This window comes from Cellulomonas sp. P5_E12 (genome assembly GCF_054049315.1).
In genome coordinates, this window is the sequence record NZ_JBFUMP010000009.1 from 1 (window position 1) to 26,206 (window position 26,206).

A 26,206-nucleotide genomic window follows, 5' to 3' on the forward strand; every position below is an offset into this window, starting at 1 on the left:
GGGCGACGTCCGCCTCGGCCGTCCGAGCCTCCGCGACCGCCGCCCGGGCCACGCCGGCCAGCTCCGCGGCGGTCTCGGCGGTCACCGTGCCGACCCGGGCGCGGAGCGCGTCGAYGCGCTCCCCCAGCACGCTCGCCCGGTCGGCGGCAGTCTGCAGCCGTCCCTCGGTACGTGCCCGCTCGGCCTCCGCGCGCTCGACCTGGTCGGCCGACACGTGGTCCGCCCCGAGGACGGCCTTCGCGGGGTGCTCGACGGAGCCGCACACCGGGCACGCGTCGCCGTCACCGAGCCCGGCGGCGATCTCGCCCGCCAGCCCCGCGATCCGCGCCGCGCGAAGGTCTCGCTCGGCGTCCAGGGCCCACGTCGCGGCGGCACCCGCAGCGGTCCGGGCGTCGACGGCCCCCGTGAGCGAGCGCTCCGCGGCGGCCAGGTCCGTGTGAGCGGTGAGCAGGTCGACGGCGGCGGCGAGCGCAGCGTCCCGGTCGCCCCGGGACGCCGCAAGGTCGCGGGCGGCGTCGAGCTCGGTGAGGAGGGCGGTCCGCCCCGTCGGTCGTGCGGCCAGCCACTGGTCGTCGGCGTCGATCGCGGCGACCAGGTCGTCGATGGCGTGCCGCGCCTGGCGGGCCGCGCGGCGGCGGGACTCCAGACCCGCCTCGACGTCGACCAGCCGACCGAGCGCCGCGGACAGCTCGACCGCAGCGCGGCCCTCTGCCTGCACATGGGCGCGCAGATCGGTCGCGGGCGGGGGCGTCGCCAGGTCGGCCGGCGCGGCGTCGAGCGCGGCGGTCACGCTCTTGCGGGCGGCGTCGAGCGCCGTACGTGCGCGCTGCGCGCCGACCAGCAGGGGTCGGACCGCCTGCGCCGCCCGCGCTGCGGTCAGCTGGAGGATCGCCTCGGCGTTGAGGTCGGCGGACTCCTCGAGCTCCGCCCGCTCGGCGCGCAGCGCGTCCCGCCGGCGGAGCAGCGCGTGCGTGGCCGTCGCCTCGTCGAGGTGCGCGCGTGCCGCCTGCCGGGCCGCGTCGGCCTCCACGGCGGCAGCCCGCGCGTGAGACGCGCGGTCGTCGAGCTCGTCGGTCCGCGCCATCACCGCGGCCCGCACGGCCGCCACGAGGTCGTCGTTGCGGAGCACGGCGGCGTCGACGGCAGCCCGGAGCTCGGCGGCCTCCTCGGCGTCGAGCCGCGCGGCCCCGACCAGCTGCGAGGTCCCCGACGTGAGCGCGGCCCGGGCCGCCTCGCTCGCCCGGTCGCTCTCGCGGCGCATCTCCGCCAGCCGCTGCTGCAGGCGCTCGTACACCTCGGTGCCGAAGATCTTCTGCAGCAGGCCGCGCCGCTCCTCAGGCTTGGCGCGCAGGAAGTGCGCGAACTCGCCCTGCGGCAGCACGATCGTCTGCACGAACTGCGCGCGGTCGAGCCCGACGGCCTGCTGGATCTCGGCGCCGATCTCGTCCAGCCGGTTGCCCAGCGGCACACCGACGGCATCGAGGGTGGTTGGGTCGAGTTCGACCCCGGCGGGCAGGCGCCACGCCTTCACGCCGGCGTTCGCCGTGGTGGTGCCGACCCCGCGCCGCTTGGCGCGCTGGTAAGCGGGCGTGCGGCGAACCCGGTAGATCCCCGACGGCACCTCGAACACGAGGTCGACCACGCTCTCGACGTCGTCCGGCGCGTACGCCGACCGCAGCCGGTCCTCGGAGGCCTCGCTCGACGCGACCTTGCCGTACAGCGCGAACACGATGGCGTYGATGAGCGTCGACTTGCCCGAGCCGGTGGGGCCCTCGAGCAGGAACAGCCCGGCCTCGCCGAGCGCGTCGAAGTCGACGGTGTGCCGACCGGCGAAGGGGCCGATCGCCTGCACCGTGAGCGAGCGCAGGTGCATCAGGCGCTCCGCTCGATCGCCGCGACGTCCTCGTAGGCCCGCCGCAGCACGTCGACCTCGGCGGGCGTCGGCCGGTGGCCCGTGACGTGCGCCAGGAAGTCGGCTGTCACGTCGAGCGGGTCGTGGGCCGCGGTGATCACGGCGGCGCGGGAGGTCCCGGCAGGCTCCGCGGCCCGGTGCTGGACAACGAGGGCGTGGGGGAAGCGCTGCTTGACGCGGCGGTAGAGGTCCAGGGGACGGTGCGCGTCGGTGACGGTCACCCGCGCCCAGTCGTCCGCGTGCTTCTCCCCCGCCGCACCCAGGAGCTCCTCCAGCGTGCCCGTCACGTCGGCGAGCCGGCGCGGGACCGGCGCGGGGATCAGCGACGTGCGGACCTCGCCGCCGGACAGGTCCACCAGGACGGTCGACTTCGCGTGGTGCTGCTCGGAGAAGGAGTACGCCAGCGGCGAGCCGCTGTAGCGCAGCGCCGTGCCCGTCGGTCCGGCGAGACCCTGCGGGCCGTGCAGGTGACCGAGCGCGACATAGTCCGCGCCGGTGAACACCCCGGCCGGCACCTGGTCCACGCCACCGACCCGGATGTCCCGCTCGGACTCCGTCGGGGCACCTCCGATGACGAACGCGTGCGCGGCGACGACCGTGCGGGGCCGGGTCGACCCGGCGCGCGTCTCGATGTCCGCGCGGATGCGCCGCATCGCCGCAGCGGCGACCGCCTCGTGCGAGCGGGCCAGGAGCTCGGGGCCGTCGGCCAGCTCGACGCGGGCGAAGTCGGGGTCGAGGTACGGGACGCCGTAGACCAGCACGTCGCCCTCGTCGTCGGCGAGCACCACCGGCTCCGCCAGGCCCGCGACCCGGGTGCGCAACCGGACCCGGTCCCGCATGAGGGCCGAGCCGAAGCCCAGCCGCGTCGCGGAGTCGTGGTTGCCGGACGTGACGACCACGGTGGTGTGCTCGGCCAGCCTCGACAGGGTCTCGGACAGCAGCGTCACGGCCTCGACGGGCGGGATGGCGCGGTCGTAGACGTCTCCCGCGACGACCACCGCGTCGACGTTCTCGGCGCGCACGACGTCGACCAGGTGCTCGAGGTACGCCGCCTGGTGGTCGAGCAGATCGACCCCGTGCAGCGTCCGGCCCAGGTGCCAGTCCGACGTGTGCAACAACCGCATGCCGCGAACGTAAACCAGCCCACCGACACACCGGCCGACCGGACGGGGGTGTCGGCCAGACGGCGTCGGGCTCCAGGACGGCCGCGAGGTGGCCACACCCTTGACGGGGGCGCCCGGCAGCGAGAACGTCAAGCAGGCGACCGCACGGGGCAGGGGACCGCATGGCCGACGAGTCAGACTCGGACGAAAGACCCGGCTCACAAGACGCCGGCACCGATGCCTCCCCGAACCCCCCTGACGCGGGCCCACACACGAGCGCGCCGCCCACGATCCGTGTCGAAGTGGCTGCCGCGGAGCCGGCCCCGAAGCCGGGACCGACGGCGGCGAAGCCGTCGGTCAGCGCGGAGTTCGCCGCCTACAGCGAGCAGACCCAGGCGGCCGCGAAGTGGGTGATCGGTGCGCTTGCCGCCGTCGGGGCCCTCGTCTTCGGCGCCGGGCCCGTCGTGGCAAAGACCACGCTGGACTGGACGGATGACAGGTCGCAGCTCTACCTGGCGTGGGTGCTCGGGGCGCTCGGCCTGCTGGGGATCGGGACGCTCATCGCGTGCGCCGCGTACTTTTTGATCCCCCGACCGGTCACGTTGTGGAACCTGCCGGAGTCGCTGCGAAAGCAGATCCAGAAGACCCCGCAGGAGTTCTTCCCGACGGGCAGCGGCACCATCGAGACCGTCGAACAGTTCCAGACGCACCTCACGGGTGCGCGCAGGACGGTCGCGCACGACGAGGCGCGGGTGCGGGACTTGGATCTGCGGATCAAGCTCCTGGGCGGTGCCGAGAAGGCCCCGACCGTGCCGCAGGTCGCCCTCTACGTGACGCAGCGCGCAGAGATCGCCGACGTCGCCCTGCCTCTGGAGAAGCTGACGCTGGCAGGTGCCGAGGAGACCCGGCTGACGCTGCTCGAGCGGGGCCGGCATGCGGCGCTGAGCGAGAAGGTGACAGGGCTGAAGGCGTGGGCGGTCCTCGGGCTGATCCTGGTGGCGGGCGGCGGCATCGGGTTCCAGCTCGTCCTGTCCTCTCCGGCGGCCAGTGACGACGACGATTCGGCTGGCGGCTCTGCGTCGGCGACGGCCACGACCATGACCCGTCTCGACGGTGCTGCGGGGGACGCGCTGTGGGAGGCGCTCGACCTTCAGGCGTGCGAGACGGCTCCAGGGGTGGTCCCGATCGTCCTGCTCGGGGGCGCCGGCACCGAGGCGGACCCTTATGCCGTGCAGACGTTCCCGGCCGAGCTCGGGTGCGAGGTTCGGCAGTTCACGGTGATCAGCAGCGTTGCCGTCGTCGACTCGGCCGAACCCGACGAGATCACCATCACCTACACACCAGCCTCCACAACCAGCGCCTCTCCCGCACTACCCACGGGCACGGGCACACCCGCGGTCGAAGACCGCTGACGGCCCGCTCGCATGCCAGACCACACGGCAACCAGGATGGAGCTCAAGCGATGACACCGCAGCCGCCGCCGTTCAAAGGCAGGTACTACGGGCAGGTCGAGCCGCACGACGGCGTCGACTGGATCTGGCTCGGCACCCGGTGGGGCGACGTCATCACGGAGCCTCCGACGTTCCAGGTCGCCGGCGCGTACCTCGGGCACACGGTTCAGGTCGACGGCACTGAGTGGACGTGGATGGGCGAGACGTGGGCCGACGCCTCGACGGAGCCCCCCACTCCACGGTGAGGGCAAGCGCCCCTCAAGGTGTCGGTCAGACGGCGGAGGGCAGCTCGCCGGACAGGCCGACCATGTCGAGGACGTCCCGCAGGACGCGGTGCGGGTCCAGCAGCGTGACCGGGATGCCGGCCTCGGACGCCGCGAGGTGCAGCTGCAGGACGAACGCGATGCCCGACGAGTCGATGAACGTGGCCTGCGTGGAGTCGACGACCACCGGGTTACCGGTCACCAGCGCGAGGCCCATGCAGGCGCTGGCCTCGTCGCGCAGCGCGGCGTCGATCTCCCCGACGAGGGCGATCACGGTGCGGCTCTCCTGGGCGTCGACCCGGATGGTCCCGGCCGCGGCCGAGTGCTCGATCAGGTCCATTGCTCCTCAGTTCTCGCCCCCGGGTCGACGCGGGGCTGCTTTCCGGCGGGATGACGCTACCCGTCTTGTCGGGGCGCGCCATCCGAGATGTGGAACGGTCGCGGACGGCTCGCGGTTCCCGTCGGGACTGCGGTTAGCCTCGGCCCATGGCCACCAGAGAGCTCCCAGCCACCCACGCCGACCTGCTCGAACGCCCCCTCTTCGGGCACCTGGCGACGGTCGCGCCCGACGGGTCCCCGCACAGCAGCGTCATGTGGTTCGTCTGGGACGGCGAGGTGCTGCGCTTCACGCACACGTCGACGCGGCAGAAGTTCAAGAACCTCCAGGCGGAGCCCCGCGTCGCACTGTCGATCCACGACCCGGAGAACGGCTACCGGGCGCTCGAGGTGCGCGGCGTCGTCGAGTCCACGGTGCCGGACGACGAGGTGGCCAGCTTCTACAAGTCGCTGCAGGAGCGGTACGGCGAGGACTACGAGATCACCGACGCCTCCAAGCGCGTGATCCTCACGGTCCGGCCGACGACGTTCGTCGTGAAGTAGCGCTCAGCCCTCGGGATCCGTGACGTCGGAGACGGTCGCGCCCAGCGCCTTGACCAGCTCCGCGCCGTCGACGTTCGCCGCGACCCCGTGCGCGCCGGCGCCGATCGAGACCCTCCGCGTCGGTACGCGGGAGTCGGCGACCACCGGCCACTCCACCAGAGAGCCGAACGGCGTGATGGTCCCCCGCACGTAGCCCGTGACGTCCTTGGCGGTGTCCGCGTCAGGCATCGACAATCGGGTCACGCCGAGCAGTGCGCGCAGCTTGGGCCACGAGATCGTCCGGTCGCCGGGCACCAGCACGAACAGGAAGTCGTCGTCCCCGCGGCGCACCACGATGGTCTTCACGATGCCCGCGGGATCGATACCGCGTGCCTCGGCCGCCTCGGCCAGCGACCGGACCGGCCCGTGCCGGGTGACCTCGAACGGGATCCCGGAAGCCTCGAGGCCGGCGATGGCGCGCCGCTCCCCCTCGCTCTGTGCGGCTGCTTCGCTCATCCGGTCACTGTAGGGACGGGCGCGCCCGGCGGCATGCTGGCGCTCCGACGGACGTGCTCGCGTTCGCCCACGACGAATGAGGGAGCGGTTCCCGGCGACGACCTGGGAGACTGGGCCGTCGTGAGCACGCCGTCCCCCGCCCCCGCCGACCCGTCCGGGTCCGGAGACGGGCGACCCCGCAGGGGCCCGCGCCGGGGCCGGGGAGGACGCCGGCCCTCGGCCCGCGCCAGCACCCGCGACGACGAGGCCCGTACCACCGCCCGGCGTGCGCGCGCCGCCGAGGTGCGCCAGGCGGTCGACCTCCCACCGATCACCTACCCCGAGCAGCTGCCGGTCAGCGCCCGCCGCACGGAGATCTCCGACGCCCTGCGCGACCACCAGGTCGTGGTCGTGGCCGGCGAGACCGGCTCCGGCAAGACGACGCAGATCCCCAAGATCGCCCTCGAGCTGGGCCGTGGGCGCGCCGGGCAGATCGGTCACACGCAGCCCCGCCGGATCGCCGCCCGCAGCGTCGCGGAGCGGATCAACGAAGAGCTCGTGGGCGACCAGCCGCTCGGCGGGGTCGTCGGCTACCAGGTGCGGTTCACCGACGAGTCGAGCGAGTCGACGCTGGTCAAGGTGATGACCGACGGCATCCTGCTCGCGCAGATCCAGCGCGACCCGATGCTGTGGGCCTACGACACGCTCATCATCGACGAGGCGCACGAGCGGTCCCTGAACATCGACTTCATCCTCGGATACCTCACCCGGCTGCTCCCCCAGCGGCCGGACCTCAAGATCGTCATCACGTCGGCCACGATCGACTCCGACCGGTTCGCGCGGCACTTCGCCGACGCCGACGGGGTGGCGGCGCCCGTCGTCGAGGTCACCGGCCGCACCTATCCGGTGGAGATCCGCTACCGACCGCTGTCGCCGGACGTCGAGGAAGGTGCGGCGCCGACGAAGAAGCGCGGCGCCGAGGACCGCGACCCGATGACCGCGATCTGCGAGGCGGTCGACGAGCTCTGTGCGGAGGGGCCGGGCGACATCCTGGTGTTCCTGTCGGGCGAGCGCGAGATCCGCGACGCCGAGGACGCCCTGCGCGGCTCGCTCGGCCCGCGCGTCTCCGATCCCCGCACCCCGGGGGCCGTCGAGCTGCTCCCCCTCTACAGCCGGCTGTCCGCCGCCGAGCAGCACCGGGTGTTCGAGCGGCACCAGAACCGCCGGGTCGTCCTGTCGACCAACGTCGCCGAGACCTCCCTGACGGTCCCGGGCATCCGGTACGTCATCGACCCCGGCACGGCGCGCATCTCGCGGTACTCCAAGGCCACCAAGGTCCAGCGGCTGCCCATCGAGCCCATCTCGCAGGCGTCGGCCAACCAGCGGTCCGGGCGGTGCGGGCGCGTGGCCGACGGCATCGCGATCCGGCTCTACTCGCAGGACGACTTCGACGCGCGGCCTCTGTACACCGAGCCGGAGATCCTCCGTACATCGCTCGCGTCGGTGATTCTGCAGATGATCGCGGTCGGCGTCGCCACGACGCCCGAGGACATCGGTGACTTCCCGTTCGTCGACCCGCCGGACACCCGCGCGGTGCGCGACGGGGTCCAGCTGCTGACCGAGCTGGGGGCGCTGGGCGACGGCAGGCTGACCGAGACGGGTCGCGCGCTCGCGCAGCTGCCGATGGACCCCCGGCTGGCGCGGATGATCGTCGAGGGCGGCCGACGGTCGGTGGCGCGCGAGGTCATGATCATCGCCGCCGCCTTGTCGATCCAGGACCCGCGCGAGCGGCCGGTGGAGGACCGCGAGAAGGCCGACCTCTCGCACGCGCGGTTCGCCGATCCCACCTCTGACCTGCTCACCTACCTCAACCTGTGGCACTACCTGCGGGACCAGCAGCGCGACCTGTCGGGGTCGGCGTTCCGCCGGCTGTGCCGGGCCGAGCACCTGAACTACCTGCGCATCCGCGAGTGGCAGGACGTGGTCACGCAGCTGCGCGAGCTGGCCAAGCCCCTGGGCATCGTGGTGAACGCGCCGAAGCAGACGCCCGAGACCGAGGGGCTCCGGCTCGAGTGGGACGGCGACCGGATCCACGTCGCGATCCTGGCCGGGCTGCTCTCGCAGATCGGCATGCAGGAGGCGACGGATGTCTCGACGCGGGGCAAGACCCCGGGCCGGCCCGACCGGCGCGGCCGCAACGAGTACCTCGGCGCCCGCGGCGCGCGGTTCGCGATCTTCCCGGGGTCGGGCCTCGCCCGGAATCCCCCGGCCTGGGTCATGGCCGCCGAGCTGGTGGAGACCAGCCGCCTGTGGGGCCGCGACGTCGCGCGCATCCAGCCGGAGTGGGCCGAGGAGGTCGGCGCCCACCTGGTGAAGCGCACGTACTCGGAGCCGGCCTGGTCGACCCGCCAGGGCGCGGCGACGGCGTTCGAGAAGGTCCTGCTGTACGGCGTGCCCATCGTCAACCAGCGCCGCGTGCTGTACGCCAAGGTCGACCCCGAGCACGCCCGCGAGCTGTTCGTCCGGCACGCGCTGGTGCAGGGCGAGTGGACCACCCACCACGCGTTCTTCCACGAGAACCGGCGCCTGCTGGCCGAGGCCGAGGGCCTCGAGGCGCGCGCGCGGCGGCGTGACCTCGTGGTGGACGACGACACCCTCTTCGCGTTCTACGACGAGCGCGTCCCGGACGACGTCGTCTCGAGCCGGCACTTCGACCAGTGGTGGAAGACCGCCCGGCGCGAGAACCCCGACCTGCTCACGTTCACGCGCGAGCTGCTGGTGGGAGAGGCCGGCGCGATCGACGAGGGCGCGTTCCCGTCGCGCTGGCCGCAGGGAGACCTGCGGCTCCCCCTGACCTACCAGTTCGAGCCTGGTACGGAAGCCGACGGCGTGACTGTACACATCCCTCTGTCGACGCTCGCCCGGCTCACGCCGGACGGCTTCGGCTGGATGGTGCCGGGTCTGCGCGAGGAGCTGATCACCGCCACCATCCGCGCGCTGCCCAAGCCCGTGCGCGTCCAGCTGGTCCCGGCGCCCGACGTGGCTCGCGGCGTCGCCGCCTGGATCGCGCAGCACACGGCCGACTGGGAGGACACGGTCCGGGCGGGGGACGCCGCGCCCTCGTTCCGCGACGTGTTCCGGCGGGCCGTCCGCGAGCTCCGGGACGTGGACGTCCCCGACGACGCGTTCGACGACGATCGGCTGCCGCCGCACCTGAGGATGACGTTCCGCGTGGTCGGCGACCGCGGGGGAGTGGTCGACGAGGGCAAGGACCTGCTCGTCCTGCAGCGCCGGCTCGCGGACCGCACGCAGAAGGCCGTCGACGACGCCGTCCGCACGGCGGTGCGGGCCGCGATGGAGGAGGCCCGGGCGGCGGGAGCGAGCCAGACCGCGCCGGCGGTGCCGGCGAGCCCGCCCACCCCGCCAGCACCGAGCGTCGACGTCGTGCGCACCGGGCTCACCACCTGGCCCGCCGACCTGCCCGAGCTCCCGGAGGTCGTCGAGGTGGGCAAGGTCCGGGCCTTCCCGTCCCTGGTCGAGGAGAAGGGGTCGGTCGCCGTGCGCGCGCTGGCCGACGAGTCCGCCAGGTCGGAGGCGGCCCGCCGGGGCCTGCGCCGGTTGCTCCTGCTCGACGTCGGCCTGACCCCCGGCCGGATCACGACCCGGTGGACCGGCACGCAGGCCCTCACGCTCGCCGCGAGCCCGTACCCCAGCACAGAAGCCCTGGTCACGGACGTGCAGCTCGCGGCGATCGAGTCGCTTTTCACCGCGCTGGCGGACACCGTGCGCACGGTCGACGCGTACGCCGCGCTGCGCGCAGGCGTCCGGAACCGGCTCGAGGACACCGTGTTCGCCGTGGTCACCGACCTCGTCGCGGTGCTCACGGCCTGGCGCGAGCTGGACGCCGAGATCCGCGATCGCTCCAGTCTCGCCCTGCTGGCCACCGCTCAAGACCTGCGCGCCCAGGCCGCCCGCCTCGTGCACGCCGGCTTCGTCAGCGAGGTCGGCGCCGCACGCCTGCCGCACCTGGCCCGGTACCTGCGGGCCGCACGCCACCGGCTGGTCAAGGCCGCCGAGAACCCGCAGCGCGACGCCGACCTGGCGTGGCAGGTGCAGGACGTCGAGGCGCTCTACGACGACGTCGTCGCCAAGCACCCGCGCGACGCGGAGCTCCGGGAGCTGCGCTGGATGCTCGAGGAGTTGCGCGTCAGCCTGTTCGCCCAGCAGCTGGGCACGCCCGTCCCGGTGTCGACCACCCGCATCAAGAAGGCGCTCGCCGCCTACTGAGGCTCCACGGGCCCGTCGTCGGTCCCGGCCACCAGCTCGCCGCAGCTGACCTCCTGCGCGGTCGTCACCACGGGTTCGTCGGCGCCGGCGCCAAGGGCCACCTGCTCCGGCGCCGCGTTGGTCGCGTGCCGGCCGTCGGCGTCCAGGTCCACGAAGGTCCGGGTCACCGTGTAGGTGCCGGCGGTGTCGGCCACCGCGTTGAGGCCCGCGAGCCGGAGCGAGCCGGCATCGGTCGAGCACCCGACACCGGTCCCGGTCCCCGCGAAGCCCCGGTCGAACCTGTACGGCTCACCCTGCTCGTTGGCCACCGGGGTCACGGCGCAGCCGGCGAGCGAGTAGACCAGGGCCTCCCGGCTGAGGTCGACCAACGCGATCGGGATCTGGTCGGCCTGCACGCGGTTGACGATCGCGGAGGCGGGGACGGGCGAGGCGGAGTCGATCGTCGCCGAGAACGTCGCGCCCGACGCCGTGGTGATGCCGAACGTGCGCCCGGCGCCGCCGCTGAGCCAGGCCTGGTCGGGTCGCCCGTCACCGTCGACGTCGATGACGGTGACGACGTCGGCGCCGGCCGGTGCCGTCTCGTCGTTCGGGGCGCAGCCCGCCGCCGCCGTGGACGGTTCCTCCGACGGCTCCTGCGACGGTTCCGGCGACGGGGACGAGGACTGCGAGGTGGTCGACGACGCGACCGGCTCCGCGCCGTCGTCGTCCCCCGTCACCAGCAGGTACACGATGACGCCGACCGCCGCGGCGAGGAGGACGGCCAGCGCGATGATCCAGCCCCGGCGCCGGTGCGGCGGCTCCCCCGACGGCTCGGAGGCACCGGTGGGCGGGAACGGGCTCGTCATGCCACTGGTCTACCGCACTCCGGAGGCCCTCAGGACGTGCGGCGGAACAGCGCCCCCGCCGCGATGCGCGCCACGACGTAGATCCCGACGCACCAGGCCACGGCCGCCACCCACGAGTCGCCGACCGGCAGCCCGAGCAGGAGCCCGCGCAGGGTGTCGGTCACGGGCGTGATCGGGTTGTAGGTCGCGATCGTCTCCAGCACCGACGGCATCGACTCCGGCGGCACGAACGCGCTCGACACGTAGGGCAGGAACAGGATCGCGAAGGTGAACCCGGACGCAGCCTCCGGCCCGGACGCGACCACCCCGATGGCGACCGCCACCCAGGTGAGCGCGAGGACGAAGAGCGCGATGAGCCCGATGGCCGCCGCCCAGTCCAGGGGCGACGCCGCGGCGTCGAAGCCGATGAGGAAGGCCACGCCGATCACGAGAGCGGTGGAGACCGCGTTGCGCACCATGCTCGCGACCACGTGCCCGGTGAGCACGCCGGTGGGCCGTATGGGCAGGGAACGGAACCGGTCGATGATGCCGCCGGTCATGTCGCTGGCGACCTCCACGGCGGTGTTGGCGGAGCCGTACCCGGCCGTGAGCAGGATGATGCCCGGCACCACCCAGTCGACGTAGGCGCCGCCGGTGTCGATGGCGCCGCCGAACACATAGACGAACATCAGCAGCAGGGCCAGCGGCAGGATCACCGCCATCAGCACGGTGTCCATCTGGCGCAGGGACCGGCGCAGGCACCGGCCGATGAGCGCGGACGTGTCGTGCCACGTCCAGCCGAGGGCGGGCACCGCTGTGGGTGCGGTGAGCGTGGTCATCAGTACTCCCGGGAGGCGACGAGGGCGGGCGTGGTGGTCTCGGGCGCGGTGGGCTGGCCCGTCAGGGTGAGGAAGACGTCGTCGAGCGTGGGGGAGCGGACCTCCCAGGTGTCGACGGTGACGCCGCGGTCCTCGATGCCGGCGAGGATCCGGCGCACGTCCGGCACGGAGCCGTCGGTGAGGATGCGCTCCTCCGACCCGTCCTTGAGGTGGAGCTCGACGTGCGCCGAGCCGACGGCCCGCTTGAGCTCGCGCGCCGTGCCGTCCGCGATCACGCGACCGCGGTCCATGACGGCGATCCGGTCGGCCAGCTGGTCGGCCTCCTCGAGGTACTGCGTCGTGAGCAGCACGGTGGTGCCCTCGGCGACGACCTCACGGATGACGTCCCACAGGTCGTTGCGGCTGCGCGGGTCGAGGCCCGTCGTCGGCTCGTCGAGGAACACGACCTGCGGCCTGGCCAGGAGGCCGACCGCGAGGTCGAGCCGCCGCCGCATGCCGCCGGAGTAGGTCTTGACCACCCGCTTGCCGGCGTCGGTCAGGTCGAAGAGCTCGAGCAGCTCCGCGCTGCGGGTGCGCACCTCCGAGCGGCCCAGGTGCGCGAGCTTCGCCATGAGGTGCATGTTCTCGACGCCCGTGAGCAGGTCGTCGACCGCCGCGAACTGGCCGGTGAGGCTGATCGCCGCCCGCACCTGCTCGGCCTGCCGGACCACGTCCTTGCCGACGACGTGCGCCGTGCCGCCATCGGGCCGCAGCAGCGTGGACAGGATGCGCACGGTCGTGGTCTTGCCGGCGCCGTTGGGGCCGAGGAGCGCGAGCACCTCGCCCCGAGCGACGTCGAGGTCGACGCCGTCGAGCACGGTCAGGTCGCCGTAGGACTTGCGCAGCCCCCGGGCGACGACAACAGGAGCGGTCATCGCGATCTCGCCTTCTGTGTATGTCGTAAACTGTGTGTGTACTTCATACACACTTGTAGGATCGACCGTCAAGGAGGTGTCGTGGACAACGACGACGAGACGCGTGCGGCCGAGGCGCTGCGCCGCGACCGCGAGAAGGCCGAGCGCGCCGAGGCCAAGGAGGCGGACCGGCTGCGCCGCGAGCTGGAGAAGGCCGACCGCGACGCCGAGCGCGCCGCGCAGAAGGAGGCCGAGCGCTCCCGCAAGGACGCCGAACGGCTCGTGCGCGAGCGCCTGAGGGCCGAGCAGGACCTGGCCAAGGAGGCCGAGCGGCTGCGCAACGAGCGCGAGCGCGAGGCGCAGCAGGCGGTCAAGGAGGCCGCGCGGCAGCTCCGCGAGGCCGAGAAGGCCCAGCGCGCGGCAGCCCTGGCCCAGCAGAAGGCGGCACGCGCGGCCGAGAAGGCGCGGAGGCAGGCCGTGCGGGTCGCGGGATCCCAGGGTCCACCCGTCGAGCTGCCCCCCGGCATCGCCGTGCTGTGGCGCACGCCGGTCGAGGGCCGGCCGGGTCCGCGCCCCAGCCTGACGCTCGAGCAGATCGCCGATGCGGGGATCGCGCTGGCGGACGCCGAGGGCATCGACGCCGTCTCCATGGCCCGGCTGGCCGAGTCCCTCGGCTTCACGACGATGTCGCTGTACCGGTACGTGTCCTCCAAGGACGAGGTGCTGGCCCTCATGTCCGACCGCGCCGCCGGGCGCCCGCCCGTCCTCGGGCCGGACGTGGGCGGTTGGCGCGAGCGGCTCGAGCTGATCCTCGCCATCCAGCAGCCGATCCTGCGCGCGCACCCGTGGCTGGCGCGCACGACCACCGTGCTGCACGCGGTGGGGCCCGGACGGCTCGCGTGGATGGAGGGGATGCTCTCCGCCCTCGAGGACACGCCCCTGTCCGAGCGGCAGAAGGTCGGCGCGATCGGCCTGCTGGCCACGCACGCCCTGGACCAGCTGCGCGTGACCGAGGAGCTGACCGACAGCAGGCGCACGGCGGCCGTGGGTGCGGCGGACGGCGCCGACGAGTCCCCCGACCTGGGCGCCCTCCTCGGCGTCCTGGCGTCGCCGTCCGCGCACCCCGCGCTGCTCAGGGCGGTCGACGAGGGCGCGTTCTCGTTCGGTCCGGACGACCGAGCCGACGACGGCGACAGCCTCGACTTCGGGACCGTCCTCATCCTCGACGGCATCGAGCGCCTCATCGCGCTCGCGAGCCCGGCGTCCTGAGCCGCCCACAGACCCCGGCATGCACAGTGGCGCCGCGTCTGTGTCGGCGGTCGCGGGCAGACTCGACGCATGACCTCGCCCGACGTCCCGCGCACCGGCCGCTGCTTCGGCGACGGCAACCCCCTCTACGAGCGGTACCACGACGAGGAGTGGGGGGTGCCCGTCCACGGTGAGCACGCGCTCTTCGAGCGGTTCGCGCTCGAGGGCTTCCAGTCCGGCCTCGCCTGGATCACGGTGCTGCGTAAGCGGCCGGCCTTCCGCGCGGCGTTCGCCGGGTTCGACCCGGAGGTCGTCGCGGGGTTCGGCGACGACGACGTCGCGCGACTCATGGCCGACGCGGGCATCGTGCGCAACCGCGCCAAGATCGAGGCGACCATCGCCAACGGGCGCGCACTACGTGAGCTGCACGCCGCGGGGGGCACCCTGGACGAGGTCCTGTGGTCGCACGCGCCMGACCGGACCACCCACGTCCGGCCCGTGACCTGGGCCGACGTCCCGGCGCAGACGACCGAGTCCCGTGCGCTCGCCACCCAGCTCAAGTCGCTCGGCTTCCGGTTCGTCGGTCCCGTCACTGCGTACGCCGCCATGCAGGCCTGCGGAGTCGTCGACGACCACCTCGCCACGTGCCCGTCGGCCACGCCCCGTCACCCGTCGGGGTGAGCACTACTCCTGCCGGGTGACGCTGCCATGCGGGTCTCGGAACCGGGTGTGACGCGGACTACAGTGCGGGCCATGACGGAGATGCCCGACGACGACGCACGGCGCGATGCCGAGCGCGCGGCGGCGGAGGCTCTCGCGGACAACGTTGTCCCCGACGCTCGCATCCTCGCGGCCGTGCAGGACGGGCTGCTGTCCGTCCCCGCGGGCTCACCGAACTCGTGGTTCGACGTGCCGTCGCAGCGCAGTCGCATGCAGCCGGGGACCCTGTTCCCTCGCCGCCAGCACTGACGCGGTCCCGCCCCGGCCACCCGCGCTCCCGCCGTTCCGGCCCGGACGGCCAACCCCGGACACCCACGTCTCATAGGTCGAGCAAGGTTGCCCAGCATGTGATCGCCGGTCTACCATCGCGCCTACCATCCAGAGCGGCCGAGAGACCTGGCTCGACGACGCCGCAGCAACCCCCCTCCCCGCCGAGGGTGTGGGTGCTTCCGCCAGGGACGATGGAGTGAGCGATGTCCCCGCAGACCACGTGTCCCCGCACCGCACCGGTGCCGACCACCGGACCGGTCGCGCCGTGAGCGCGGCCGCCGTGGAACCGCGCACCCCCGGGCTGCACGCTGCGCCGGCGACCCGCCCGCAGACCGCGAACGACCGCCCCACCATCTCGTTCGAGCTCTTCCCGCCGCGCAACCCCGATGCGGCGCCGCGCCTGTGGGCCACCATCCGGGCGCTCGAGTCCGTCCACCCGGACTTCGTCTCCGTCACGTACGGCGCGTCGGGCAAGACCCGTGTCACCACGCGTGCGCTGGTCCGCCGGCTGCTGCGCGAGACGACGCTCAACCCGATCGCCCACCTGACCTGCGTCGGTACGTCCCGCGCGGAGATCACGGAGATCGTCGGAGAGTTCCTCGACGAGGGCCTGCGGTCGTTCCTCGCGCTGCGCGGCGACCCGCCCACCGAGCAGAGCGACTGGGAGGCGCACCCCGACGGTCTGCAGACGGCCGGCGAGCTGGTCGAGCTGCTGCGAGACATCGAGGCCCAGCGCTGCGCGGACAGCCCGTCGCAGGCGGTCCGGGCGCGGGTGCGACCGCTGTCCGTCGCGGTCGCGGCGTTCCCCCGTGGCAACCACGCCACCGGCGGCACACGCGCCCAGGACGTCGCCTCGCTCCTGGCCAAGCAGCAGGCCGGCGCCGACTTCGCGATCACGCAGGTGTTCTTCGACGCGGACGACTACCTGGGTATCGTGGCGGAGGCCCGCGAGGCCGGCGTGACCATCCCGATCATCCCGGGCATCATCCCGACCACGGACCCGGCCCGCCTGCTGCGGGTGCAGGAGCTGACCGGCGTCCCGGTGCCGGGCAGGCTCCTGGACCTGCTGGGCTCGGCCGACGACGAGCTCGACCGCCACCGCCGGGGGATCCGCGCGAGCGTCGACCTGGTCAACGGCGTCCTGGACGGCGGAGCACCCGGCGTCCACCTGTACACGTTCAACCAGCACCATGCCGCACTTGACCTGCTCGAGGGTGCACACCTCGACGGCGGAGCTCGGACAGCTCCCGACCTGGCCGGATGGCCGCAGGACACGGCACCCGCCCGACCCCCGAGGGACTGAACAATGAGCGAGACCCGCCCGAACTTCCCCGCGAGCTCCGTGCTCGGCTACCCCCGCATCGGCCCGCGCCGCGAGCTCAAGAAGGCCCTCGAGGCGTTCTGGGCCGGCCGCACCAGCGCCGACGAGGTCGAGGCGACCGCCGCCGGCCTGCGCAAGCGCACCCGCACGCGCCTGGCCGAGCTGGGCCTGGCCACCGACGTGCCGGCGATCCCGAGCGCGTTCTCCTTCTACGACCACGTGCTCGACGCGACCGCCGTGGTGGGTGCCGTGCCGGCCCGCTTCGCGGACGTCGTCGGCGCCGACGGCGCCCTCGACCTGGCGGGGTACTCGACCGTGGCCCGCGGCCGCGGCGACGACCTGCCGCTCGAGATGACCAAGTGGTTCGACACCAACTACCACTACCTGGTCCCCGAGATCGGCCCGGAGACGGTCTTCCGCTACGCGAGCAACCGCCCCGTGCGCGAGTTCACGGAGGCGCTGGCGGACGGCGTGCTCACGCGTCCGGTCATCGTCGGCCCTGTCACCTACCTCGCGCTGGCCAAGGCCACCGAGGACGCGCCCCAGGGCTTCGCGCCGATCGACCGCCTGGCCGACCTGCTGCCCGTCTACGCCGAGCTGCTGACGGACCTCGCCGCCGCCGGTGCCACCTGGGTACAGCTCGAAGAGCCCGCCCTGGTCTCCGACTCGATCGCCGTGCCCGCCGAGCAGCTGCTCGCCTCCGTCATCGAGGCGTACCGCGCGCTCGCCACCGACCTGGCCCGCCCGGACCGCCCGGCCATCCTCGTCGCGGCGCCCTACGGCGACCTCGGCGCGGCGTTCCCCGTGCTCGCCGCCACGGACGTCGAGGCCATCGGCATCGACTTGGTCCGCGGCCACGCGCCCACGGAGAAGGTCCCGGGCCTGGAGAGCAAGACGCTGGTCGCCGGCGTGATCGACGGCCACAACATCTGGCGTGCGGACCTGGACGCGAAGCTGCAGATCCTCGAGCAGCTCGAGGGTCTCGGCGCCGCCGCGGTCACGGTCGGCACCTCGACGTCGCTGTTCCACGTCCCGCACACGCTCGAGGACGAGCCGAAGCTCGACGCCACGCTGAAGACCTGGCTCGCGTTCGCCGACGAGAAGGTCGTCGAGGTCGTCACCCTGGCCGAGGGCCTGACCGAGGGTCGCGAGGCCATCCACGAGCAGCTGCTCGCCGCGACCGATGCGGCGACCTCGCGCCGCACGGCTCCCGGCGTCGTCAACCCGGCCGTCCGCGACCGCGTGGCCGCGCTCGACGAGGCCGCGTTCAGCCGCGGCTCCTTCGACGAGCGCAAGGCCGCCCAGGCGGCCCGGCTCAACCTTCCGCCGCTGCCGACGACGTCCATCGGCTCGTTCCCGCAGACCACCGAGATCCGCACGGCCCGCGCCGCGTTCGGCAAGGGCGAGCTGACCGAGGAGCAGTACGACGACGAGATGAAGGCGGAGATCCGCCGGGTCGTCGAGCTGCAGGAGAGGATCGGCTTCGACGTGCTGGTGCACGGCGAGCCCGAGCGCAACGACATGGTCCAGTACTTCGCGGAGAACCTCGACGGGTTCGCCGTCACGCAGAACGGCTGGGTCCAGTCGTACGGCTCGCGCTGCACCCGTCCCTCCATCCTGTGGGGCGACGTGTCGCGGCCGAAGCCGATCACGGTCGAGTGGTCGTCCTACACGCAGTCGCTGACCGAGAAGCCGGTCAAGGGCATGCTCACGGGTCCGGTCACCATCCTCGCGTGGTCGTTCGTCCGCGACGACCAGCCGCTCGGCGACACCGCCAACCAGGTCGGCCTGGCCCTGCGCGACGAGATCGCCGACCTCGAGGCCGCCGGCATCGCCGTCATCCAGGTGGACGAGCCCGCGCTGCGCGAGCTGCTGCCCCTGCGGGTCGAGGACCACCCCGCGTACCTCGACTGGTCGGTCCGCTCCTTCCGGCTGTCCACGGCCGGCGTCCGCCCCGACACGCAGATCCACACGCACCTGTGCTACTCGGAGTTCGGCGAGATCATCGGCGCGATCGACGGCCTCGACGCGGACGTGACGTCGATCGAGGCAGCCCGCTCGAAGATGGAGATCCTCGGCGACATCTCGGCGGCCGGCTACCCACGCGGCATCGGCCCGGGCGTCTACGACATCCACTCGCCCCGCGTGCCCAGCGAGGCCGAGGTCGAGGAGCTGCTCACCGAGGCGGTCAAGGCCATCGCGGTCGACCAGCTCTGGGTCAACCCGGACTGCGGCCTGAAGACCCGCCGCTACGAGGAGGTCGCCCCGTCGCTGGAGCACATCCTCGCGGCGACCCGGGCAGTGCGCGCCACCCTCTGATCCACAGGTCCCAGCACGATCGGCCCCGGGCTCCTCTCTCAGGTGTCCGGGGCCGTCGCGCGTCCTAGGGTCGTCCGGTGACGATCTTCGACACCGTCCCCCTCGACCAGCTCCGCCGCCGCACCAGCGCGAAGTGGCGGTCCTACCCGCCGGACGTGCTGCCGCTCTTCGTCGCCGAGATGGACGTCCCCCAGCCCGAGCCGGTGATCCGCGCGGTCAGCGACGCCATGCGGTCCGGCGACACCGGCTACCCGCACGGCCACGCCTTCGCCGAGGCGATGGCCGAGTTCGCCGCGGAACGGTGGGGCTGGGAGGTGGACGTCGCCGGGTCGCGCCTGGCGTCCGACGTCATGGTGGGCGTGGTCGAGGCGCTCCGGCTGGTCACCGACCACGGGAGCGCCGTGGTCATCAACCCGCCCGTCTACCCACCGTTCCGCGCGTTCCTCGAGCACGCCGGCCACCTCGTCGTCCCCGCCCCGCTCGGCCCCGACGGCCGCCTGGACCTGGACGTGCTCGACCAGGCGTTCGCCCGCGCCCGCGCGCACAGCGCCCGTCCGGGGTACCTGCTCTGCCACCCGCACAACCCGACCGGCAGCCTGCACACCGCCGCCGAGCTGCGGTCGGTGGGCGAGCTGGCCGCGCACCACGGCGTCCGGGTCGTCGCCGACGAGATCCATGCGCCGCTGGTGCCCAGCAGGCAGACGTTCGTGCCGACGACCACCGAGATCCCCGACGCCATCGCGGTGCACTCCGCCTCGAAGGCGTTCAACCTCGCGGGTCTGCGCGCGGCGGTGCTGGTCCCCGGTCCGGAGGCCGCCGCGGACCTGGCCCGGATGTCGTACGTCGTCGGCGACGGCGTCATGCACGTCGGCACGCTCGCCGAGACGGTGGCCTACCGCGAGTGCGGGCCGTGGCTGGACCAGGTGCTCGACGGGCTGGCGCACAACCAGCGGCTCCTCGATGGGCTGCTTGCCGACCAGATGCCCGACGCCGTCTGGTCGCCGCCCGAGGCGACATACCTGGCGTGGATCGACCTGCGCGCGTTCGCCGCCGTCCGCGCTGGTGCCGACCCGGCCGAGCTCTGCCTCCGCCGTGGGCGCCTCGCCGTCACCTCCGGGCCAACGTTCGGCGACGGGGGCGCGGGGCACGTGCGGCTCAACCTGGCGGCATCGATCTCCACGCTCACCGACGCGGTGGGACGGATGGCCCTCGCCCTGGCCGACTGACATCGATTCGTGCCCATCTGACCGTCATCGGGGCTCATGTTCCCCCCACGCGCGTGCCGATCCCGTACACAAGGCCGCGAGGCCGATGTCGACGACGACGTAGGGGGAGACCGACGTGACGAAGTGCGACGAGTGCAGCGCGGCCGTGCAGTTCTGCGAACGGTGCGACGGCGCCGGCCGCAAGCGCTGGTCGGGGGAGTGCAGCTATTGCCGGGGTACCAGTCAGCTCTGCATGACGAACTCGAACCACCGTTGGTGAGCTGAGGCCGTGGGCCTCACGCGCCCCGGCCCGACCTGACGTAGCGCGCCGTCAGAGCCTCGACGATGCGCACGTCCGCGTCGAGCCACGGGACGTCGAGCCACTGGTGACCATGCAGCCACCGCAGCTCGTCGTGCTCGACGAGGGGCTCGGCCGTCCCGTCGACGATCTCGGCCAGCCAGATCCGCATCACGTACTCGTCGGACAGCCGCCACATCCCGTCGTCGGGACCGAGGAGCTCGTCTCCCAGCCCGATCCGCACACCGAGCTCTTCGCGGATCTCGCGGTGCAGAGCGTCCTCCGGCGCCTCGTCGCCGTCGACCTTGCCGCCCGGGAACTCCCAGCGGCCCGCGAGCCTCGCCGGCACGGCGCGGCGAGCGGCCAACAGCTCGCGGGGGTCGTCCAGGTCGTCGACGATCGCGGCGGCAACGACGAGCACGGAGGGTGGGGTCATGCGTGGAGTCTGCCAGGCCCGCGTTGCGCGGACGTGGCACCCCTGGGTCGGCCCGGTGTCTTGAGCCGAGGAGTCCTGCTGAACCTCTGTCAGCGGATGCCGTGCTCGACGGCCCAGGCGACGGCCTCGGACCGCGTGGACACGCCGATCTTGCGGTAGACACTGCGGACCTGCGACTTGACGGTGTTACGGGTCACGAAGAGACGCGTGGCGATCTCCTCGAGTGTGACGTCCTCGGCAAGCTCGGCCAGCACGACCCGCTCGCGGCGCGTCAGTGCGTCGTTCGAGAGACCGACCGACCTGCTCGTCTCCACCATGCTCATGATGTCCTCCGGTGTGCTGCTGACCCGGGGGGTCCGGGTCGCCACGCTATGGCTGCGTACCGGATGAGAGAGGGCTGGTCGTGAGCCATGACGCCACTTCCAGCAATCTCGTCATGCGCGGGTTCCCCCCGCCATGCGCCGATCGCACCTGCCACCCACAATGAACGTCGCACCGCTTCGTTGATACGCCGATCGTGTGAGCACCGGCGGGTTTTCACCCAGACGGCTGATCGGTTCCTCGAGGCTACAAATTTGTGACGACCGGGCTCAGCCCGCGTTCTGCGCCGTGTACTCCTCGGCGGAGAGCAGCGGACCCGTCGATGCCACGTCGACCTTCAGGAGCCAGCCGGCCCCGTACGGGTCTGAGTTGACCACCGACGGATCGTCGACGGCACCCTGATTGATCTCGACGACCGTGCCCGACACCGGCGAGTACAGCTCGGACACGGACTTGGTCGACTCGATCTCGCCGACGACCGCGCCGGCGACGATCTCCTCGCCGACGGCGGGGAGCTCCAGATAGACGATGTCGCCGAGCGCGTCAGCCGCGATCCCGGTGATGCCGACGGTCGCGGGGGCGCCGTCATCCAGCCATTCGTGCTCGACCGTGTAGTGGAGGTGGGTGGGCAGCTCCGTCATGTGTCTGGCTCCTGTCGAATTCTCTAGGGCTTGGTCTACCGGGGTCGGCGGTAGAAGGGAAGGGGCACGACGCGGACGAGCTCGCCGCGCCCTCGCACGTCGACCGCCAGCTCGGTGCCGGGGGCGCTGACCTCGGGGGTCACGTACGCCATCGCCACCGGGTGCCCGAGGGTCGGCGACGGTGCTCCGGAGGTGACGGTACCGACCTTGGGGGCGTCCGCCGCGGCCGAGCCCTTGACCGGGTAGCCGTGCCGGGCGGCACGGCGGCCGAGGCCTTCCAGCCCGACGAGCACACGCGCGGGCTCCGACTGCGCGCGCGCTTCCAGGGCCGCGCGGCCGACGAACGGGAGCGGCTCGCCGTCGTCGTCGACCTTGTCCAGCTTCACCACGCGGCCGAGGCCGGCGTCGTGCGGGGTGGTCGTGCGGTCGAGCTCGTTGCCGTACAGCGGCATGCCGGCCTCGAGCCGGAGGCTGTCGCGCGCCGACAGCCCGGCGGGGACCAGCCCGAACGGCTCTCCGGCGGCCAGGAACGCCTGCCAGAGGGCGGGGGCCAGCGCGGCGTCGAGGAAGAACTCGAACCCGTCCTCGCCCGTGTAGCCGGTGCGCGCGACGAAGACCGGCTTGCCCTCGAACGTCATCGGGATCGCCGCGTAGTACTTCAGCGCCTCGGCGTCGTGCCCGGCCTCGGCCAGCCCCTCGGTGGCGCGGAGGATCTCCAGCGCACGGGGGCCCTGCACGGCGATCAGGGCGGTCTGCGGGGAGCGGTCCTCGACGACGACGTCGAACCCGTCGGTCCGCTCCGCGAACGCCGCGAGCACCGTGGCGTGGTTCGACGCGTTGGCGACGACCATGAACGTGGACTCGGTGTCGCGATAGACGATCAGGTCGTCGACGACGCCGCCGTCCTCCGCGCAGATCATCGTGTAGCGCGCACCCAGCACCCGCAGGGCCGAGAGGTTGCCGACGAGCGCGTAGTCGAGGAACGCGCCGGCGTCGGGGCCGCTGATCGCGATCTCGCCCATGTGCGACAGGTCGAACAGCCCTGCGGCCGTGCGGACCGCGGTGTGCTCGGCGATGTCGGACGTGTAGCGCAGGGGCATCTGCCAGCCGGCGAAGCTGGTGAGGGCGGCGCCCAGGGCGACGTGCTCGTCGTGCAGGGGGCTCAACGTGTCCACGGTGTCGTCGTCCTTCATTCGGCGTACGCCTCGATGGGCGGGCAGGAGCAGACCAGGTTGCGGTCGCCGTGCGCGCCGTCGATCCGGCGGACCGGCGGCCAGTACTTGCCCTCGCGCAGCGCGGCCACCGGGAAGGCGGCGAGCTCGCGGGGGTAGGCGTGGTCCCACACGTCGGCGCTGAGAGCCGCGGCGGTGTGCGGCGCGTGGCGCAGCGGGGAGTCGGCGACGGGCCAGCGGCCCGCCTCGACGGCGTCGATCTCGCCGCGGATGGCGACCAGGGCGTCGACGAACCGGTCGAGCTCGGCCAGGTCCTCCGACTCGGTCGGCTCGACCATGAGCGTGCCGGCCACCGGGAACGACAGGGTCGGCGCGTGGAAGCCGTAGTCCATGAGGCGCTTGGCCACGTCCTCGGCGGTCACCCCGGTGTCCTTGGTGATGTCGCGCAGGTCGAGGATGCACTCGTGCGCGACGAGCCCGTTCGGGCCCGTGTAGAGGACCGGGAAGTGGCCCGACAGGCGCGTGGCCAGGTAGTTCGCCGCGAGGACCGCGGTCTCGGTGGCCGTCTTGAGGCCGTCGGGACCCATGAGCGCGACGTAGGCCCAGGAGATCGGCAGGATGCCGGCCGAGCCCCACGGCGCCGCGCTGACCGGGGCCACGGTGTTCTCGGCTGCCGACGCCGGCGTCGGGTCACCGGGAAGGAACGGGGCGAGGTGTGCCGCGACCGCGACCGGACCGACGCCGGGACCGCCCCCGCCGTGCGGGATGCAGAACGTCTTGTGCAGGTTGAGGTGGCTCACGTCGCCGCCTAGCTCGCCCGGCCGGGCCAGCCCGACGAGGGCGTTGAGGTTCGCGCCGTCGATGTACACCTGGCCGCCGGCCTCGTGCACAAGCTCGCAGACCGTGCGCACGCCCTCCTCGTAGACGCCGTGCGTCGAGGGGTACGTGATCATGATCGCGGCGACCTCGGGGCCGTGCTTCGCCAGCTTGGCGCGCAGGTCGTCCAGGTCGATCGAGCCGTCGCCGGCCGTCGCGACGACCACGACGCGCATGCCCGCGAGCGCCGCCGACGCCGCGTTGGTGCCGTGCGCCGAGGCGGGGATCAGGCACACGTCCCGCGTGTCCCCGCGGCTCGCGTGGTAGCCGTGGATGGCCAGCAGGCCGGCCAGCTCGCCCTGCGAGCCCGCGTTCGGCTGCACCGACACGGCGGCGTAGCCGGTGATCTCCGCCAGCCAGTCCTGCAGCTCCGTGACCAGCTCGGCGTAGCCCTCCGTCTGGTCGGTGGGCGCGTACGGGTGGATGGTGGCGAACTCGGGCCAGGAGATGGGCTCCATCTCCGCCGTCGCGTTGAGCTTCATGGTGCACGAGCCCAGCGGGATCATCGTGCGGTCCAGCGCCAGGTCCTTGTCCGACAGGCGGCGCAGGTAGCGCAGCATCGCGGTCTCGGAGCGGTGCAGGTGGAAGACCGGGTGCGTCAGGTAGGCGCTGGTCCGGCGGAACTCTGCGGGCAGGGCGTCGGAACCATCGGTCCCGAGGAACCCGAACGCGTAGGTGCCGTCCTCGGCCTCGAGCGTCATGGTTCCCGCCGCGGCGAACGCGAGCACGATGCGGAGCAGGTGGTCGTCGCTCGTGCGCTCGTCGGTGGCGATCTGCACGTGGTCGTCGTCGGGCGCCCACAGGTTCACGCCGGCCTGTGCCGCCTGGGCGACGACCTCGCGGGCCTTGCCGGGGACGACCGTGCGGACAGTGTCGAAGAACGTGTCGTGCTCGACGGTCACGCCGACGCCCGTGAGCAGCTCCGCCAGGCCGGCCGCGCGCGCGTGCACCGTCGAGGCGATCGCTCGGAGGCCGTCGGGCCCGTGGTAGACCGCGTACATCGAGGCGACGATGGCCAGGAGCGCCTGCGCCGTGCAGATGTTGCTCGTCGCCTTCTCGCGGCGGATGTGCTGCTCGCGAGTCTGCAGGGCGAGCCGGTAGGCGCGTGCGCCGTCGGCGTCGATGGAGACGCCCACCAGGCGGCCGGGCAGCATGCGCTCGAGGCCTGTGCGCACCGCCATGAACGCGGCGTGCGGTCCGCCGCCGAACAGCGGGACGCCGAAGCGCTGGGCCGAGCCGACCGACACGTCCGCGCCGAGCTCCCCGGGGGAGGTGAGCAGCGTCAGGGCGAGCAGGTCCGCGGCGACCGTCACCAGGCCCCCGCGCTCCTTGGCGGCCGCGACGACGGGGCGCAGGTCGCGGACCCGGCCCGACGCGCCGACCTGCTGGACGACGACGCCGATGAGGTCACCCTCGACCTCGGGCAGCCCGTCGGTGAGGTCGGCGACCACGACCGGGAGGCCGATCGCCTCGGCGCGGCCGAGCGTGACGGCCAGCGACTGCCCGAACAGGTCGGCGTCGAGCACGACGGTGCCGGGCTTGCCGCGGGCCGCGCGCCACATGAGCGCCACGGCCTCGGCGACCGCCGTAGCTTCGTCGAGGAGCGAGGCGTTGGCCAGGTCGAGGCCCGTGAGGTCGGTGACCATGGTCTGGAAGTTGAGGAGGGCCTCGAGCCGGCCCTGTGAGATCTCCGGCTGGTACGGCGTGTACGCGGTGTACCAGGCGGGCGACTCGAGCACGTTCCGGCGGATCACCGCGGGCGTGATCGTGTCGGAGTAGCCCTGGCCGATCATCTGCGTCATCACCCGGTTCTTGCCGGCGATCGTGCGCAGCGCGGCGAGGACCTCCTCCTCGGAGCGCGCGGCCGGCAGGTCCAGGGGGCGGTCCGTGCGGATGCTCGCCGGGACGGCGGCGTCGACGAGCTCGTCCAGGGAGCCGTAGCCGACGACCGACAGCATGTGCGCCGTCTCGCCGCCGCGGGGGCCGATGTGCCGGTCCGCGAAGACCTCCGCCGCCGGCGTGTGCTCGACGCTGGTGAAGGCGACGGAGTCGTGGGAGGGGTCCAGGTGGACCGCCGGGACGCCGTTCACGACGGCGGTGGCCAACGAGCTGAGATCGGTCACGAGCTGCTCCGCAGGGGTCGTCCGGACATGCCGGGACGGTGGGTGGGCTCCCCGCTCTGTCATCCGCACGAGTGGCTACGTGCGACCTGAGAGTTTTGCCGGTCCGCCTGTCGGGGCGCGCCGGCTTGCACCGTCGGTGGGACCTCGTCGCGTGAGCGCATCGGTCCGCTTTCCAGAGTTGCCTCGCCGTGGCGGTACAGGGGCCTGAGAGATTCCMGGGGAGGATTGCTCCTTCGGCGCCCCGCACGTTCTGCGGGAGCTCTCCCGCCGCGGTTCGAGCAGCGTGTGAAGTTGTGGGCTCAGAGTACCCGGCGATGTCCAGGGAGCAGTC

General features: G+C 73.0%; 22 protein-coding genes and 2 riboswitches. Of the genes, 10 read left to right on the forward strand and 12 right to left on the reverse strand.

Translation table 11 applies throughout. The annotated features are described in order from the left end of the window. Positions 1-1,873 (reverse strand): AAA family ATPase (locus tag ACXJKA_RS09360; protein ID WP_456824927.1); only part of this gene is annotated, 1,873 nt, incomplete at its 3' end. Next, on the reverse strand, positions 1,873-3,036 hold the full coding sequence (locus tag ACXJKA_RS09365; protein WP_456824928.1) for an exonuclease SbcCD subunit D: 1,164 nt from the start codon (positions 3,034-3,036) through the stop codon (positions 1,873-1,875). The genes ACXJKA_RS09360 and ACXJKA_RS09365, both read right to left, overlap by 1 nt. Before the next feature lie 281 nt (positions 3,037-3,317). Here ACXJKA_RS09365 and ACXJKA_RS09370 point away from each other — a divergent pair, with 281 nt between their 5' ends. Together ACXJKA_RS09370 and ACXJKA_RS09375 are read left to right on the forward strand one after the other, a co-directional pair. Further along, the gene (locus ACXJKA_RS09370) at positions 3,318-4,427 is read left to right on the forward strand and encodes a hypothetical protein (RefSeq protein WP_456824929.1); all 1,110 of its coding nucleotides are present in this window, start codon (positions 3,318-3,320) and stop codon (positions 4,425-4,427) included. Positions 4,428-4,477: 50 nt separating this feature from the next. Beyond that, positions 4,478-4,711, forward strand: a complete 234-nt coding sequence (locus tag ACXJKA_RS09375) for a hypothetical protein (RefSeq protein WP_456824930.1) — start codon at positions 4,478-4,480, stop codon at positions 4,709-4,711. 25 nt (positions 4,712-4,736) lie between these two features. On the opposite strand, the gene ACXJKA_RS09380 is transcribed toward ACXJKA_RS09375, so the two are convergent. Continuing rightward, positions 4,737-5,069 (reverse strand): STAS domain-containing protein, encoded by a 333-nt coding sequence (locus ACXJKA_RS09380; protein ID WP_456824931.1) that lies wholly within the window; start codon positions 5,067-5,069, stop codon positions 4,737-4,739. Between the two features lie 146 nt (positions 5,070-5,215). Here ACXJKA_RS09380 and ACXJKA_RS09385 point away from each other — a divergent pair, with 146 nt between their 5' ends. Continuing rightward, positions 5,216-5,608, forward strand: coding sequence for a PPOX class F420-dependent oxidoreductase (locus tag ACXJKA_RS09385; protein WP_456824932.1), 393 nt, complete (start codon positions 5,216-5,218; stop codon positions 5,606-5,608). A 3-nt stretch (positions 5,609-5,611) separates the two neighbouring features. On the opposite strand, the gene ACXJKA_RS09390 is transcribed toward ACXJKA_RS09385, so the two are convergent. Beyond that, positions 5,612-6,103: an aminoacyl-tRNA deacylase gene (locus ACXJKA_RS09390; protein WP_456824933.1), complete on the reverse strand. Its 492-nt coding sequence runs from the start codon at positions 6,101-6,103 to the stop codon at positions 5,612-5,614. Between the two features lie 120 nt (positions 6,104-6,223). Between ACXJKA_RS09390 and hrpA the strand changes: the two genes are divergently transcribed. Further along, positions 6,224-10,369 carry an ATP-dependent RNA helicase HrpA gene (hrpA, locus tag ACXJKA_RS09395; RefSeq protein WP_456824934.1) on the forward strand — a complete coding sequence of 1,382 codons (4,146 nt, stop codon included), beginning with the start codon at positions 6,224-6,226 and terminating at the stop codon, positions 10,367-10,369. Here hrpA and ACXJKA_RS09400 read toward each other — a convergent pair. From ACXJKA_RS09400 to ACXJKA_RS09410, 3 genes are read right to left on the reverse strand one after another with little or no spacing between them, the layout of a single operon-like run. Then, entirely contained in the window at positions 10,363-11,214 is an 852-nt protein-coding gene (locus ACXJKA_RS09400) for a hypothetical protein (RefSeq protein WP_456824935.1), read from the reverse strand. The genes hrpA and ACXJKA_RS09400 overlap by 7 nt on opposite strands. A gap of 29 nt (positions 11,215-11,243) precedes the next feature. Then, positions 11,244-12,032, reverse strand: a complete 789-nt coding sequence (locus tag ACXJKA_RS09405) for an ABC transporter permease (RefSeq protein WP_456824936.1) — start codon at positions 12,030-12,032, stop codon at positions 11,244-11,246. Continuing rightward, a complete protein-coding gene (locus tag ACXJKA_RS09410) occupies positions 12,032-12,946 on the reverse strand; it encodes an ATP-binding cassette domain-containing protein (protein WP_456824937.1) in 915 nt (304 codons plus the stop codon). Before ACXJKA_RS09410 ends, ACXJKA_RS09405 begins: the two co-directional genes overlap by 1 nt. Before the next feature lie 81 nt (positions 12,947-13,027). Between ACXJKA_RS09410 and ACXJKA_RS09415 the strand changes: the two genes are divergently transcribed. The 6 genes from ACXJKA_RS09415 to ACXJKA_RS09440 all read left to right on the forward strand — a co-directional run bounded on the left by ACXJKA_RS09415 (position 13,028) and on the right by ACXJKA_RS09440 (position 20,029). Next, a complete protein-coding gene (locus tag ACXJKA_RS09415; protein WP_456824938.1) occupies positions 13,028-14,194 on the forward strand; it encodes a TetR/AcrR family transcriptional regulator C-terminal domain-containing protein in 1,167 nt (388 codons plus the stop codon). A gap of 69 nt (positions 14,195-14,263) precedes the next feature. Continuing rightward, positions 14,264-14,854 (forward strand): DNA-3-methyladenine glycosylase I, encoded by a 591-nt coding sequence (locus tag ACXJKA_RS09420; protein ID WP_456824939.1) that lies wholly within the window; start codon positions 14,264-14,266, stop codon positions 14,852-14,854. A gap of 72 nt (positions 14,855-14,926) precedes the next feature. Next, a complete protein-coding gene (locus tag ACXJKA_RS09425; protein ID WP_456824940.1) occupies positions 14,927-15,142 on the forward strand; it encodes a hypothetical protein in 216 nt (71 codons plus the stop codon). A gap of 122 nt (positions 15,143-15,264) precedes the next feature. Beyond that, a riboswitch (SAM riboswitch) is annotated at positions 15,265-15,361 on the forward strand. Positions 15,362-15,428: 67 nt separating this feature from the next. Next, on the forward strand, positions 15,429-16,466 hold the full coding sequence (locus ACXJKA_RS09430; protein ID WP_456825055.1) for a methylenetetrahydrofolate reductase: 1,038 nt from the start codon (positions 15,429-15,431) through the stop codon (positions 16,464-16,466). A gap of 3 nt (positions 16,467-16,469) precedes the next feature. Beyond that, complete coding sequence (gene metE, locus ACXJKA_RS09435; RefSeq protein WP_456824941.1) at positions 16,470-18,803, forward strand: 5-methyltetrahydropteroyltriglutamate--homocysteine S-methyltransferase; 2,334 nt, start codon at positions 16,470-16,472, stop codon at positions 18,801-18,803. A 77-nt stretch (positions 18,804-18,880) separates the two neighbouring features. After that, positions 18,881-20,029 carry a MalY/PatB family protein gene (locus ACXJKA_RS09440; RefSeq protein ID WP_456824942.1) on the forward strand — a complete coding sequence of 383 codons (1,149 nt, stop codon included), beginning with the start codon at positions 18,881-18,883 and terminating at the stop codon, positions 20,027-20,029. Between the two features lie 275 nt (positions 20,030-20,304). On the opposite strand, the gene ACXJKA_RS09445 is transcribed toward ACXJKA_RS09440, so the two are convergent. The 5 genes from ACXJKA_RS09445 to gcvP form a co-directional block, all read right to left on the reverse strand. Continuing rightward, positions 20,305-20,742 carry a (deoxy)nucleoside triphosphate pyrophosphohydrolase gene (locus ACXJKA_RS09445; protein ID WP_456824943.1) on the reverse strand — a complete coding sequence of 146 codons (438 nt, stop codon included), beginning with the start codon at positions 20,740-20,742 and terminating at the stop codon, positions 20,305-20,307. Positions 20,743-20,831: 89 nt separating this feature from the next. Further along, entirely contained in the window at positions 20,832-21,065 is a 234-nt protein-coding gene (locus ACXJKA_RS09450; protein ID WP_456824944.1) for a LuxR C-terminal-related transcriptional regulator, read from the reverse strand. Positions 21,066-21,332: 267 nt separating this feature from the next. After that, positions 21,333-21,704 carry a glycine cleavage system protein GcvH gene (gene gcvH, locus ACXJKA_RS09455; RefSeq protein ID WP_456824945.1) on the reverse strand — a complete coding sequence of 124 codons (372 nt, stop codon included), beginning with the start codon at positions 21,702-21,704 and terminating at the stop codon, positions 21,333-21,335. 35 nt (positions 21,705-21,739) lie between these two features. Continuing rightward, complete coding sequence (gene gcvT, locus ACXJKA_RS09460) at positions 21,740-22,897, reverse strand: glycine cleavage system aminomethyltransferase GcvT (RefSeq protein ID WP_456824946.1); 1,158 nt, start codon at positions 22,895-22,897, stop codon at positions 21,740-21,742. Beyond that, positions 22,894-25,818, reverse strand: coding sequence for an aminomethyl-transferring glycine dehydrogenase (gene gcvP, locus ACXJKA_RS09465; RefSeq protein WP_456825056.1), 2,925 nt, complete (start codon positions 25,816-25,818; stop codon positions 22,894-22,896). Before gcvP ends, gcvT begins: the two co-directional genes overlap by 4 nt. A 239-nt stretch (positions 25,819-26,057) precedes the next feature. Further along, a riboswitch (glycine riboswitch) is annotated at positions 26,058-26,152 on the reverse strand. Positions 26,153-26,206 lie beyond the last annotated feature (54 nt).